At 42.2% G+C, this 12,756-nt stretch carries 13 protein-coding genes; 8 read left to right on the top strand and 5 right to left on the bottom strand.

What is annotated here, in order from left to right; genetic code table 11:
• Window positions 1-206 precede the first annotated feature (206 nt).
• A complete protein-coding gene (locus LEPTO7376_RS15495; protein ID WP_015135101.1) occupies window positions 207-1,091 on the top strand; it encodes a tetratricopeptide repeat protein in 885 nt (294 codons plus the stop codon).
• Between the two features lie 757 nt (window positions 1,092-1,848).
• Here the strand turns inward: LEPTO7376_RS15495 and ald are convergent.
• Both ald and LEPTO7376_RS15485 read right to left on the bottom strand, forming a co-directional pair.
• Window positions 1,849-2,925 carry an alanine dehydrogenase gene (gene ald, locus LEPTO7376_RS15490; protein ID WP_015135100.1) on the bottom strand — a complete coding sequence of 359 codons (1,077 nt, stop codon included), beginning with the start codon at window positions 2,923-2,925 and terminating at the stop codon, window positions 1,849-1,851.
• Window positions 2,926-2,989: 64 nt separating this feature from the next.
• Window positions 2,990-3,643: an adenylate/guanylate cyclase domain-containing protein gene (locus tag LEPTO7376_RS15485; protein WP_015135099.1), complete on the bottom strand. Its 654-nt coding sequence runs from the start codon at window positions 3,641-3,643 to the stop codon at window positions 2,990-2,992.
• A gap of 275 nt (window positions 3,644-3,918) precedes the next feature.
• Between LEPTO7376_RS15485 and LEPTO7376_RS15480 the strand changes: the two genes are divergently transcribed.
• Window positions 3,919-4,866 carry a hypothetical protein gene (locus LEPTO7376_RS15480; protein WP_015135098.1) on the top strand — a complete coding sequence of 316 codons (948 nt, stop codon included), beginning with the start codon at window positions 3,919-3,921 and terminating at the stop codon, window positions 4,864-4,866.
• Window positions 4,863-6,407: an AMP-binding protein gene (locus LEPTO7376_RS15475; RefSeq protein ID WP_015135097.1), complete on the top strand. Its 1,545-nt coding sequence runs from the start codon at window positions 4,863-4,865 to the stop codon at window positions 6,405-6,407. The genes LEPTO7376_RS15480 and LEPTO7376_RS15475 overlap by 4 nt, the downstream gene beginning before the upstream one ends.
• On the opposite strand, the gene LEPTO7376_RS15470 is transcribed toward LEPTO7376_RS15475, so the two are convergent.
• Window positions 6,382-6,804 carry a hypothetical protein gene (locus tag LEPTO7376_RS15470; protein ID WP_041763717.1) on the bottom strand — a complete coding sequence of 141 codons (423 nt, stop codon included), beginning with the start codon at window positions 6,802-6,804 and terminating at the stop codon, window positions 6,382-6,384. The two genes, LEPTO7376_RS15475 and LEPTO7376_RS15470, sit on opposite strands and share 26 nt — an antisense overlap.
• Window positions 6,805-7,639: 835 nt before the next feature.
• On the opposite strand from LEPTO7376_RS15470, the gene LEPTO7376_RS15465 reads away from it, so the two are divergent.
• The 5 genes from LEPTO7376_RS15465 to LEPTO7376_RS15445 all read left to right on the top strand — a co-directional run bounded on the left by LEPTO7376_RS15465 (window position 7,640) and on the right by LEPTO7376_RS15445 (window position 11,279).
• Entirely contained in the window at window positions 7,640-8,434 is a 795-nt protein-coding gene (locus LEPTO7376_RS15465) for a phycobilisome rod-core linker polypeptide (RefSeq protein ID WP_015135095.1), read from the top strand.
• A gap of 202 nt (window positions 8,435-8,636) precedes the next feature.
• Window positions 8,637-9,215, top strand: a complete 579-nt coding sequence (locus tag LEPTO7376_RS15460) for a TetR/AcrR family transcriptional regulator (protein WP_015135094.1) — start codon at window positions 8,637-8,639, stop codon at window positions 9,213-9,215.
• A gap of 100 nt (window positions 9,216-9,315) precedes the next feature.
• Window positions 9,316-10,098: an SDR family NAD(P)-dependent oxidoreductase gene (locus tag LEPTO7376_RS15455; protein WP_015135093.1), complete on the top strand. Its 783-nt coding sequence runs from the start codon at window positions 9,316-9,318 to the stop codon at window positions 10,096-10,098.
• Window positions 10,099-10,184: 86 nt separating this feature from the next.
• On the top strand, window positions 10,185-10,838 hold the full coding sequence (locus LEPTO7376_RS15450) for a cupin domain-containing protein (RefSeq protein ID WP_015135092.1): 654 nt from the start codon (window positions 10,185-10,187) through the stop codon (window positions 10,836-10,838).
• Between the two features lie 45 nt (window positions 10,839-10,883).
• A complete protein-coding gene (locus tag LEPTO7376_RS15445) occupies window positions 10,884-11,279 on the top strand; it encodes an OsmC family protein (protein ID WP_015135091.1) in 396 nt (131 codons plus the stop codon).
• On the opposite strand, the gene LEPTO7376_RS15440 is transcribed toward LEPTO7376_RS15445, so the two are convergent.
• Window positions 11,276-12,262 carry a hypothetical protein gene (locus LEPTO7376_RS15440; protein WP_015135090.1) on the bottom strand — a complete coding sequence of 329 codons (987 nt, stop codon included), beginning with the start codon at window positions 12,260-12,262 and terminating at the stop codon, window positions 11,276-11,278. The two genes, LEPTO7376_RS15445 and LEPTO7376_RS15440, sit on opposite strands and share 4 nt — an antisense overlap.
• Before the next feature lie 64 nt (window positions 12,263-12,326).
• A complete protein-coding gene (gene dut, locus LEPTO7376_RS15435) occupies window positions 12,327-12,755 on the bottom strand; it encodes a dUTP diphosphatase (protein ID WP_015135089.1) in 429 nt (142 codons plus the stop codon).
• Between the last annotated feature and the right edge of the window lies 1 nt (window position 12,756).

Below are 12,756 nucleotides of genomic sequence, written 5' to 3'. Positions count from 1 at the left end.
TTTAGAAGAGCTTTGTTATAATCGGAAACCTAAGAGCACGTACGTAAGATGAATATCATTTGTCATGAGCTATTCATCCAGCTAGGGAGCGTATGGATTTAAGGGTTTCATCACCATATGGGAATGATTAAAACTGTCAGATAAATATCTGGTGGGCGGAACAGTTTTCCCAAAACAGTTGTCTATGCAGTAGATGGTAGATTGTAATGACCGCAGTGGTTCTAGAGAAAGCTTTGAAAAAATCCTTACTGGCGATCGCTCCTGAAGCGACCCTAATAGCCTGCTATTCCGCAGTTCTTGGCATGATGGGAAGCACGGCAACAATTGCCCAACCTGTACTCATCGCCCAAACACCCCAAGAGGCTCCTGCGCCACCGCCAGACGTACAAACAGAAATTCCCACAGAGCCAGAGTTAACCCCAGCAGAGATTGCCCATGAAGCAGGCTTTGCTGCATTAGGGCAAGGAGATTTTCAGAAAGCTATCGAGCAATTCACTGAAGCTATTTCCAAGAACTCTCTCTATGTAGAGGCCTATAACAATCGCGGTATTGCTCGTGGTGAACTCGGTCAACTACAGGAAGCTTTAGCCGACTTTAACCAAGCATTGGCGCTGGATTCGCAATTTGCCGCCTCTTATTTCGGTCGTGGCACCATTCACCATAAGCTTGGCCAAGCACAACTTTCATATAATGACCTCTCGCAGGCGATCGCCCTTGCACCACAATGGGTTGACCCATACATTAATCGTGGCTTAATTCTTGTGAATTCCGGGTTACGGGACGATGCCTTAAACGACTTCAATCAAGCCTTAATCCTCAATCCGGACAACATCATTGCCTTAGTAAATCGTTCTAGCCTATATGTGCGCATAGGCAACTACGAAGGAGCATTAGCTGATTGCAATCGGATTCTCGCGCTCAACCCCCACATTGCGATCGCCTACAACAATCGCGGTATTGCACTCGCTGCCCTCGGAAATAATGCCCAAGCGAAGCAAGACCTAGAAATGGCATTGAACCTTTTCACTCAACAGGGCGATACAACAGGTCAATCACGTGCCCAAAAATTCCTTAACACTCTTTTTAACTAGACAAATTGCTTTTTAGAAGTTTCTAGACAAAGGCGATCATCATTAAGACAAGCAAATATTTTTCTGAAGACTCTGCTCATTCCTTATTTTCACAGGATTTGATGAGCAGAGTTTTTTGTAAATCAAAAGCTTGAAAGCCTTGTAAAAAGAGTTTTTTATCAGTTTATATCTCAAGCCAAATCCTTGAGTTTTTAGATTTTTATCGCGAAATTCACATTGCCAAACACGAAACAGACATTGAACCCTCTACAGGATTTTCCATATAGAAATCGGATAGCGAGTATCCATACGCAGATTTGTCTATGTTTAATTTGTTTAATCATTTTTTGGACGCATTTTTGAGGTGATCGCCAATCGGCTAATTTTATTTACTAAAATAAAATGGACAAATAAAATAGAAAATCAATTCAAGTATTATCTGAAAAATCATAAATCAAAATTTTCTAATAAAAATCTAGATTTAAAAAATATTTGTTTTCGCCTAAATATAAAAAATTGAATATATATTCAAAGTTATTTTTTTCTCCTTATTCATCTTTTCTCAAATCAAAAAAGATAAAAATATATCAGAAATAGCCCCTAAATCCAGTAAAAAAGCGGTGTTTTACAGCTAAAATAAATACTCAAATTCTTATCTCATAGGAAAAAGCCTCTGTTTTCTTTGGAATAACAGAGGCTTTTTTTATTAAAAAAAAATTTTTTCTCACTGTTCAAAATTCAATGAATATCAAGAAAAAATCTTTTAGTTCAAGTTAAATCAAAAAAATAGATCTTGGAGAGAAGAATGTACCACAGTATTTTTGTCCACATTTAAACCATAAAATAGAGCTTTGTTTTTGGCGATCGCCTCGTATCCTTCATTTGCAAGCTGTAGGACATAGGGCAAAGTGCTGTTGTTGAGCGCTTGAGTTGCCGTCCAAGGCACAGCACCGGGCATATTGGGAATACCGACATGCACAACATCCTCCTCGGTATAGGTGGGATGACTATGGGAAGTGACATGAAGCGTTTCAATACAGCCCCCTTGATCCACTGCCACATCAACAATCACAGAACCTGGTTGCATTGTTTTCACCAAATCCCGCGAGACCAAAATCGGCGCACGTCTCCCCGGAATAAGCACTGCCCCAATTACTAAATTGGCTTCTTTAATATGTTTCTGAATATTGGCAGGATTGCTATAGAGTAGCGAAACCCTTGACCCAAAGAGCGTTTCGAGATAACTCAAGCGGTCAACATTAATATCAAGAATCTGTACCTCTGCCCCCAGGCCGATCGCCATCTTTGCCGCTTCAGTACCAACATTGCCACCTCCGAGAATCATCACTCGACCAGCCGCAACACCTGGTACTCCACCAAGCAAAACTCCTTTACCACCTTGCTGTTTTTCTAAATATCGCGCTCCAAACTGCACAGCCAGCCTTCCAGCGATAATGCTCATTGGCGCTAATAATGGCAATCGACCCTGTTCATCCATCACCGTTTCATAGGCGATCGCCGTCGTGCCGGATTCAATTAACCGCTCAGTCAGTTCTCGTTGTGCAGCGAGATGGAGATAGGTAAATAACAGTTGGCCTTCGTAGAGAAAATTGTATTCACTGGACAAAGGCTCTTTTACCTTAATCACTAACTCCTGCGACCAAGCCGATGCCGGATCAGGAACAAGCTTTGCCCCAATCTTTTGATAATCCTCATCCGTAAAACCAGAACCGAGACCAGCTTGATGCTCTACATAAACCTCATGTCCAGCTTTCACCAAAACATCTACACTGCTGGGGCTTAGGCCAACCCGAAATTCTTGATCCTTGATTTCTTTTGGTACACCAATTTTCATCTGATCACCTTTGAATGCCTTAATTCCAGTGTAGGCAGATCAAAAATGAAATTGGTGGAAACCCTTATTCAGCCTTAATGTTCGGATAGAGACATTCCTGAAAACGATAACCCTGTAAGTCCATACCACTAATCGAAAAAGACTTAGGTGTGCAAGCATATCGGTCATTGGGTAAAGCCCTATAGGCATCCGCCGTAATCAATATCTCTTTTTTCTCCGCGAGATCTTCCCCTAGCTTGCAAGTGATATTCATCTCTGCACCAAACAAATCTTTCTCATCAATAATTAGCGTTTTGCCATAGCCAATACCGATACAACCATAGACATGCCGTTCTTCTGGGGACACATCATTCATCGCATCAAACGCCCGACAAATATCAAGGGCAGCTTCTAAAGCTCTGGTCGGATGCGGAAAAATCGCAAATAAGTTGTCGGCTTCTTGCTTAATAACTTGACCGCCGTTTTCTATCACCGCTGGACATGAAGCCTGTTCCATCTGATGAATCATAGCGAGGAAATGAATAATGCCATATTTAGCAGAAATTCGGGAAAAGCCAGACATATCCAACACAAGAATCGCAACTTCGCGACCAAACAACTCCCAAATCTTTTCGTCGATTTTCTCTGTTCTATCGGGATATTGATTGCGTTCGGATAATAACTGCTTCAGTTGGAGCTTGTCGGGTTGATTACTGAGATGTTCAGGAGTTTCTGGCATGGTGAGCACGGTGGATATTCGGCAGATAGATCTTTCTTACGCCGCCAAATGCACTATTCCTGAGAAAACCCACACTCGATCGATTTAGTGACAGTATTCTCTTCTTATTTCGTTAGCTTTAAAGACAATCACACATCTTTAGACTCAAAACTATAACCACAAATAAACTTATGAAAAACCGCCGTTACTTTCTATAGCTAAATGCTAGCATTCAGGTGAATCATCCTATTTCCTGAGCTTCTGTAACTGTCATTTATAGAAGAAATCCAAACACTGTGGTTGTTACTATTTATCCCAGAAATTCTTTTACTTTTAAACAAACTAATCAGTTAGGTTCGGATGCTCATTGGGTGATACAAAATAGCGATCGCCAAACTTTGGGTTCCTATTCTCTCTGGTGGCAAAACACATCCAAGCTCAACAATCAAAAAGTTGGTTATTTAGGCGATATTTCAGCTACCAATCAAGAAGAATTTTCTGCTCTATTGCGTCACGGATGCGCAGAATTAAAAAAACAAGGCTGTAAATTGGCGATCGCCCCGATAGATGGCAATACTTGGCAAAGATATCGGGTGGTTACAGAGACAGATAATAGTCCACCATTTTTTCTGGAATCGCCCTACCAAACTCTCAATCCTCAAGTCTTCACGCAAGAAGGGTTTGAGGTGGTTTCAAGTTATCATTCTCGACGAGTGGCTGACTTACAAACAACGGATCGGCGATCGCCCAGAATTGCAGTAAGATTATCCAAGCTAGGAATTACAATTCGGCATTTAGATATTGCTAATTTAGAACAAGAGTTAGAAAATCTCTATCCAGTTGTCCATCAAAGTTTTCAGTCTCATTTTCTCTATAGTCAAATTTCAAAAAAAGATTTTATTGAGCAATACTTGGGATTAGAGAAATATATTATTCCTGAGCTTATTCTCATCGCAGAAAATCAGACTAAAATTGTTGGTTTTATTTTAGCCATCCCAGATCTTCTCAATCCAAATCAGAGAAATAATGCTCGAGTTATTTTTAAAACATTAGGGATTTTGCCTGAGAGAAAATATTCAGGTTTGGGAATACTTTTATTAGAAAAGATCCGCGAAAAATCGATGCAAATGGGCTTTCAAGAAGCAGTTTATGCCTTAATCCAATCTGGCGGGTTGTGTGACAACATGACTCGCAACCACGGCGAGCTTTTTCGACGTTATGCTCTGTTCGGTAAAACATTATGAATCTGTTTACTCTACTCGAACAACAGGCGATCGCCCAGCCGACAGTCACTGCGATTATCGAAGGGCACAATAAACGGACGAGCTTTGCCACTTTAGTGGAACGTTCGGCACGCGGGGCCGCATTTCTAGAGCAATACGGCTTAAAAAAAGGCGATGCTGTGTTGGTATTTTGCCCTATGTCGGCAGAACTATACATCATCCTCGGCGCGTTATGGCGATTGGGATTATTAGCATTGTTTATCGAACCGAGTGCCACAGCAAAACAGTTTCAGCAATGTTGTGACCTTTGCAAACCCAAAGCAATGATTGCGCCAAGTTTCGCTTTTACCCTATTGAGGCGATCGCCAAGCTTACGACGCATCCCTCACAAACTAACGCTCGATATGCCTTTCCCCACCGCCAATATTTGGTGGACAAGTCGCTGCTGGCAACCAAAATCAAAAATTATCGATTGTGAGCCGGAACATCCTGCCCTACTTACCTTTACTAGTGGCAGCACAGGCAACCCCAAAGCCGCCGTCCGCAGCCATGGCTTTCTACTGAAGCAATATCAAATCCTTGCAAAGTATTTACAACCCAAACCCCAGCAAATTGAGTTAACTCATCTGCCGATTTTTGCCCTCGTTAATCTTGCATCTGGACGAACCACGATTATCCCTCAAGGGAAACTGCAAAAACCTGCGGTGATCGCCCCCAAACCAATCATTCGGCAAATTCAACGCAAACAACCTACAAGCATTCTTGCTTCACCTGCATTTTTAGAACGGCTATTAGATGAGTGCCAGAGGAAAAATATTGCGCTGCCATCAGTGCGGCAAATTTTTAGTGGTGGTGCGCCGATTATGCCCAGGCTTCTTCGCCGATTACAGCAATTCATGCCCGCTGCCAGTATTCATATTCTCTATGGCTCTACTGAAGCTGAGCCGATTAGTATTCTGTCTCACGCCCAACATCAACTTTCTCCAACCCAAAAAGGATTATGTGTCGGTCAACCCATCCCTGATATTCAAGTCAAAGTCTTACCGCTGCAAAACTCGGCTTCTAGCTATAGCTCATATTGGTTTAAAGCCATTTGCCTTGCCCCAAACCAAGTCGGTGAAATCGTCGTTGCCGGAGACCATGTCCTCAATAGCTATCTCCAAGGGGCAGGCGATCGCCACACAAAAATCCAAGTCGGCGAAACCATTTGGCATCGTACCGGAGACGCGGGGTATTTCGACGAAAACAATCAACTTTTGTTAGTGGGACGCTGTGATGAATGCCGTAACGCTGAGAGTTCACAGCTTTATCCGTTTGTGCTCGAAACATTTTTACAACAACATCCGCAAGTAAAGCGTGCCGCAGCAATTCACTATGCAGGGAAAAATCTGATCTTTATTGAGCCTGTTACTCGAAAAACGCGACCTGCACCACAAGAATTACAAGAATTACTCCCTCAACCCCACGAAATTCACTTCATTAGAAAAATGCCTGTTGACCGTTGCCATAACGGAAAAATTCTCTATCGCAAACTACTCACAAAGACTGTGGCGCTTTTTTGAGAGCCATCACAGGTTCCACGACAGTACGCCCCAACACCCATACACTGATAAACCCAAATCCGATGCCAATTAATCGCACTACCAACGCAAAGTATAGATTTTGCCAATCACTTGGCGGTGGCACAGAGAGCAACAATAGTAGCGAAGTAATTGGGCAGATTCCCACAGACACCACTACCAAAAATCCTCGTTCATAGAAGGATAGGGAATGGAGGGAATGGGCTGCCAATGATTTAGCCATTTTTATATTGCGGAAGAGAATTGGGTAAAGCTTTGGTTGACTACTCAGCTCGATGGCAAAAAAGCTTTGGGTAATGGCAACCAGCGCAGAGATAGTGATCGAAACGGGCAAGTACAGAAAAATATTGGGATTCAGGGCGTCTGGTGCCAGCAGCAATACCCCTAGAAAAACTGGAATACACAGATTCTTGGACGATCGCCCAAGAATCTGGAGAGATAACTTGTCTGGATTAAATAACGAATCGCGCCTCTCACATAAGATTTACACCATATGAAAAATTAGAGCCTCAACTTCTTGAAAGTCCCTTTCCAGAGGCTGTATTGAACAACCTAAAAATTCGTTTTTTGTTTGTTGATATTGCTTGAGTCAAGACCTAAATCTCTTATTCTGCCTCATGGATAAATACCCACCAATTGCTAATTCCCAAGACAGTTATCGCGATCTTTGATATCAAAGATTTTGCCGAAATTTTTATTTTTAATAGTAATCGCGATGTCACTAAATTTGCTTTCTTCGATTACCTCTGTCTTGTATTAGTAATCATGAGACTATATCCGTTTAACTGATAAGTAATGTATATAACCTAATAAACCTATGAAAAGCAGAGCGTTTTTCTCAATGCAGTGGATTTTGAAAGAGATATTTAAGCTACTTGTAATTGATTTGCCTAATGAATTGTCTCAAACATTATATACTTGCGCTTAAGGTCTGAAGTCTGCTTGTGGAACCCATTACTGCTGTGCTTTTAGATACAAGACTCATTGTTTTTTGTGTAAAGTTATATTGCTTAGTCCCAAGGAATTAAAGTATTTCAAAAAGTCTTTCGATACTGTTCATAGCCAAGAGAAGCTTGTAGTTTCCTGGAAACAGTACACACTATAATTCTCTGATTTTACGAATTTTTTTCACTAACTCATTAATTTATAAAGTACGAGGAGAAATAAATGCTTGACGCTTTTTCTCGCACTGTAACCTTATACGGAGAAAACCTGTGGGAAATCTAAATAATTCTGCAACTCTTGGTTTAGACGCTTTTGAAGGCTCTCCCTTAGAATTGCGGCCTAATGCACCAGAGAGTGATTTACAGCAAGTTGTCAATGCTGTTTATAAGCAAGTCTTAGGCAATCAGCATCTCATGGAAACTGAGAATTTTGCTAGTGCAGAAGCATTGCTTCGCAATGGTGATATAACAGTCCGCGAATTTGTTCGATCGGTAGCCCAGTCTGAACTTTATAAATCGCTTTTCTTTTATTCTTCATCCCAATATCGCTTTATTGAATTAAATTTCAAGCATCTTTTGGGGCGTGCACCTCAGAGCCAAGATGAGATTAGAGAGCATGTCATTCTCTATAACACAGAGGGATACGATGCAGAGATTGATTCATATCTCAGTAGCAACGAATATCTCTCCAACTTTGGTGAGAATGTTGTTCCTAGTCCCCGTGGCATTAAAACTCAGACTGGTTTAAGCAATGACAGCTTCAATCGTATGTTCTCACTGCTTCGAGGTTCAGCAACGAATGACAGTGGAAGAGATGCACAGTTGATCACATCAATTGCCGCAAATACAGCCACTGCAATTCAGCCACTGCTGACTGGTAATGGAGCAAACTATGGTAACTCTGGCAAGCGTTTCCGCATAGCTTACTCTAGCTCCAAGTCTTCTGCCAGCTTAGCAAAGCGTTCTAAGCAAGAACGTGTAGTTAGCTACAGTCAGATGTCACAGGCTATTAAGTCTTTGACTAAAGGTGGAAGCATTGTCATCAATATTACTGAGCTCTCCTAATCTTGAGCTGTAATTTAGTTGTTCGATAAGTATAGTGATTTTGAATATTGATAACCTCTTGAGAATTTGTTCTCGGGAGGTTTTTTTGTTTTAGGCAAAATTTTCGGAGTTCAAGATTGAGAAATACGAACACCATGGCGATCGCCCAATCAATTCATTCAGCTTGTTGACATTTACCTACTAGATGGTAAACAATGGATTTATGGAGAATAAAACAGCTCTCAAAATACTCGATGTTGCCCAAGATATGGTGCGTAACCGTGGCTATAGCGCCTTTAGTTATGCCGATATTGCGGCGGAAGTCGGTATTCGGAAGGCGAGTATCCACTACCATTTCGCGTCAAAAGATGACCTCGTGCGATCGCTTGTCCAGCGTTACCGAGCGAATATGAGTCGCGATTGTGATTGGATTTCTCACTATTCAGAGCGCCTTGATATTCGGCTCATGCAATTTGTGGGTTTGTATCGAGATGGCCTCGACAAAAAACAAATTTGTCTGTGCGCCATGTTGTCCGCTGACTTTGCGGTTTTGCCCGAGGCGACCAAAGAAGAGATTCAAGCTTTTTTTCAAGAAACTGAAACTTGGCTGACCGAATTACTTCAAAAAGGCGAAAGCAATAGACTTTGGGCTTGTCGTCCTTCAGCACAGGCGGAAGCAAAAGGCCTAATTGCTTTATTGCAAGGCTCACAGCTTATTGCTCGTTCTTCAGCGAACCCAGCCGAAACCTTTGACAACATCGTCAGACCATTATTGGCAGCTAAGTTTTCTCTCCAATACTGAATTTTTCGAGCTTTTTAATAGCGCTTTAGAAATTCAGATATTTTTTTTATACATCCATCTACCTTCTAGTAGGTAATAAATCAAAAAAGAGGTTTTTGTTATGTCTCAAGAATTCGCAAATCAAAAACTAATCGTTGTCGGTGGTACAAGCGGTATGGGCAAGGCCACAGCCAAGCTTGTTGTCGAGCAAGGTGGTGTCGCGGTAATTATTGGTCGCAATCGAGAAAAACTGGATAATGCGATCGCCGACCTCTCGAAATATGGCCAAGCGATTGGCATTCAGGCCGATATCGTTAATCCTGGCGATCGCCAAGCTCTCCTTGAAAATCTCCAGCAAAACCATGCCGATGCGACTTTGCTTGTTAATGCGGCTGGAGTATTTCTGCCAAAATCATTTTTAGAGTATGAGGAGGCCGACTATGATCTGTATCTCGATCTCAACAAAGCTACCTTTTTTGTCACTCAGGCGATCGCCAAAAATATTGTGAATCAAAAGACTGCTGGAGCCATTGTTAATGTCGGTTCGATGTGGGCAAAGCAAGCTGTGCAAGCGACTCCTTCGTCTGCATATTCGATGGCAAAAGCTGGATTACATTCTCTCACCCAAAACCTCGCGATGGAGTTAGCCGAACATAAAATCCGAGTAAATGCGGTTTCCCCTGCCGTTGTCGAAACCCCCATTTACGAAGGCTTTATTCCCAAAGAGCAAGTCCATGATGCTCTCCAGGGCTTTAATACTTTTCATCCCATCGGGCGAGTGGGAACTTCCGATGACGTCGCTCAGGCGATCGCCTTTTTACTCTCAGAAAAAGCAGCATGGGTCACAGGTGCAATTTGGGATGTGGATGGCGGTGTAATGGCCGGACGTAATCAATACAACTAAAGCTAGATTCAAGACAATAGGGGGATTCGCGGAATGCCCTTGCACAATTAGATTCACAATTTCAGGCCAATTGGATTCAGAAAATCATGAAAATTAACGCAGATTTTAATCAACGAGTCGTTTTAGAAACAAATCAACTAGATTGGCAAGATTCACCCATGCAAGGCGTGCGGAGGCGGATGTTAGATCGAGATGGAGCAGAAGTTGCACGAGCAACATCTCTTGTGAAATATGAACCTGGTAGTTATTTTACTGCCCATACCCATGGCGGTGGTGAAGAATTTTTTGTCGTCGAAGGAACGTTCTCCGATGAACATGGCGATTATTCCGCAGGTACCTATGTCCGTAATCCTGTTGATTCGAGTCATGCCCCCTTCAGCAAAGATGGCTGTACTATTTTCGTGAAGCTCTGGCAAATGTCCCCAGAAGACGATCAACAGAAAGCGATTAATACAAATACTGAACACTGGCTGCCCGGTATGGTTCAAGGCTTAAGTGTTTTGCCACTCCATGCCCATGGCACTGAAAATGTTGCCCTAGTGAAATGGGAACCCGGTACAAAATTTCAAACCCATCGACATTGGGGCGGCGAAGAAATTTTGGTGCTCGAAGGGACATTTGCCGATGAGCAAGGTATTTATCCCAAAGGAACTTGGCTCCGTAATCCACCCAACAGCATTCACACACCCTTTAGTGATGAAGGTTGCATCATCTATGTAAAAACTGGGCACCTGTCCTAAAGTTCATCCACTCGGATACTCACAAACATTTGGAGCAGATTCACTATGGCAACCGTAAATGTTTCTTCTAACGGCGATCGCTACGGACAAGACGTTCAGATCCGAAATTTTAAGCTGATTGCAGATGAACCCGAAAGTATTGGTGGTAATGACAAAGGCCCCACTCCGATGGAATACGTTTTAGCAGGATTGGCTTCCTGTAAGGCAATTACGATTCGGATGTATGCGGAACGAAAAAAATGGCTGCTCGAAAAAGTTGATGTTCAGATTGATTATCAAGGCTCAAAAGATAAGAAGTCTGTAGTTCGCGCTGAATTAACCATTGAAGGGGATTTAGATACTGCCCAAAAAGAACGTCTCAGAGAAATTGGCGATCGCTGTCCAGTGCATCGTTTTCTATCAGAACAAGTCACCATTGAGACAACATTAGTGGAGTCCTAACAAGCCTGATGACCTTTGAGCCATTCATAATCTTGATCTTGGCTTTTTTGATTTTTCTTGGGTGAAATTAAAATTTGATAGCCTGATTCTTTTTTGCACTTCTGGAAATAAATCCGCATCAAATTAATGTGAGGTACACGACATTCTGTCCATTTTTTATCCGTTGCCCGTACTTTCGTTGGGGAGTAGGGATGCCCATCGTAAATATCCTTAATGGCTGTAATGAGCTTTACGAGATTTTCGGGTTGTGAAGTCAAGATAGCAATGGAGTCGCGCAATAAAACGATGTCGGGAAATAAGCTTTTCAGAAGCTCTGTAATTTGATCTGTTGTCCAGCCAGAATCTTCCGCATTGCCACTTCCTGAAGCGTTAGATTGACGATTTTGTTTTAGGGTGAATAATTCGACTTTTAATTGCTCCAGATTAATGGCTAGATCTCTATTCTGTTCCTGTAATGTAAGGATTTCGAGGTCTTTATTTTCAAGGATGATTTTTTGGTCTTGTTCTAGTGCTTCAAGAATTTCGTCAATATCTTTATTGCTTTTTCTGAGTTCTCTTTGGCGAGCTTGAGTTTTCTCTTTTTCTTTTTCTAGTTGCAATAAGATATTTTCTTTCTCTGCTATTTCTTGATGAAGTTGCAGCTGTAGCGACTGTATTTCGGCAGTTTGATTTTCTTGTTGACCACTGACTAATTCTTCATGGGATTGAACTTGTTTGAGCTGGCGTGCGAGCTCTTCTTTTGCTTTTGTTTGTTGCTTGAGGTGTTGCTCTAGCTGGTGTATCTCTGCAATGTAACAAGCTTCTTGATCGTTGATGAGCTGATCATATGATTCTGCTTTTTGCTGTAATTCTTCGGTGTAGGTTTCTTGCTGATTTGAGAAATATCGCTTGAGCTTAATAACCTCTTTTTTATGGAGGGTTTGGAGAATAGCAAATGAGCCAATGCTCCCGAAGATTACACCCAAAAATAAAGATAAGTTCATTGGTCTGTCCGCAACCTATTGCCACCTGCGCTATTAATCTAATTTAACTTAGAGTTTTGATGATTTACCGCCCCGTAGAACCGAACCCACCCGTACTTCTCGTTGTTTCTGAGAGTTCGTTGACTTCTGTAATTTCGGCGCGAATGATCGGGTTCATCACCATTTGGGCAATGCGCATACCAGGGGTGACCTGAAATGTTTCGGTGCCATGATTAATCAAAATCACACCAATTTCACCGCGATAGTTGGAGTCGATGGTGCCGGGAGTATTGAGCACAGTAATGCTGTGTTTGAGGGCGAGGCCACTGCGGGGTCGAATTTGGAGTTCGGTAGTGGGAGGGATTTCTGCGGATAATCCGGTTTTGATTAGTGCTGTGGTGTGGGGGGCGATCTCCATGGATTCGATGGCATGGAGATCCATTCCTGCATCTCCCTCATGTTGATATTGGGGAATAATTGCGTCGGGGTGGAGTTTGCGGAGCCGAAGATGCATA

The organism is [Leptolyngbya] sp. PCC 7376 (assembly GCF_000316605.1).
Taxonomy (GTDB): Bacteria; Cyanobacteriota; Cyanobacteriia; order Cyanobacteriales; family MRBY01; genus MRBY01.
Note: the sequence above shows the minus strand (reverse complement) of the source record. Positions and strands in the feature narration are given on the sequence as shown.

What these genes read in the sequence shown, in the direction of transcription:
- LEPTO7376_RS15495 (WP_015135101.1), top strand. Translation starts at nt 207, where the DNA reads ATGACCGCAGTGGTTCTAGAGAAAGCTTTGAAAAAATCCTTACTGGCG.
- ald (WP_015135100.1), bottom strand. Translation starts at nt 2,925, where the DNA reads ATGAAAATTGGTGTACCAAAAGAAATCAAGGATCAAGAATTTCGGGTT.
- LEPTO7376_RS15485 (WP_015135099.1), bottom strand. Translation starts at nt 3,643, where the DNA reads ATGCCAGAAACTCCTGAACATCTCAGTAATCAACCCGACAAGCTCCAA.
- LEPTO7376_RS15475 (WP_015135097.1), top strand. Translation starts at nt 4,863, where the DNA reads ATGAATCTGTTTACTCTACTCGAACAACAGGCGATCGCCCAGCCGACA.
- LEPTO7376_RS15460 (WP_015135094.1), top strand. Translation starts at nt 8,637, where the DNA reads ATGGAGAATAAAACAGCTCTCAAAATACTCGATGTTGCCCAAGATATG.
- LEPTO7376_RS15455 (WP_015135093.1), top strand. Translation starts at nt 9,316, where the DNA reads ATGTCTCAAGAATTCGCAAATCAAAAACTAATCGTTGTCGGTGGTACA.
- LEPTO7376_RS15450 (WP_015135092.1), top strand. Translation starts at nt 10,185, where the DNA reads ATGAAAATTAACGCAGATTTTAATCAACGAGTCGTTTTAGAAACAAAT.
- LEPTO7376_RS15445 (WP_015135091.1), top strand. Translation starts at nt 10,884, where the DNA reads ATGGCAACCGTAAATGTTTCTTCTAACGGCGATCGCTACGGACAAGAC.
- LEPTO7376_RS15440 (WP_015135090.1), bottom strand. Translation starts at nt 12,262, where the DNA reads ATGAACTTATCTTTATTTTTGGGTGTAATCTTCGGGAGCATTGGCTCA.
- dut (WP_015135089.1), bottom strand. Translation starts at nt 12,755, where the DNA reads ATGCATCTTCGGCTCCGCAAACTCCACCCCGACGCAATTATTCCCCAA.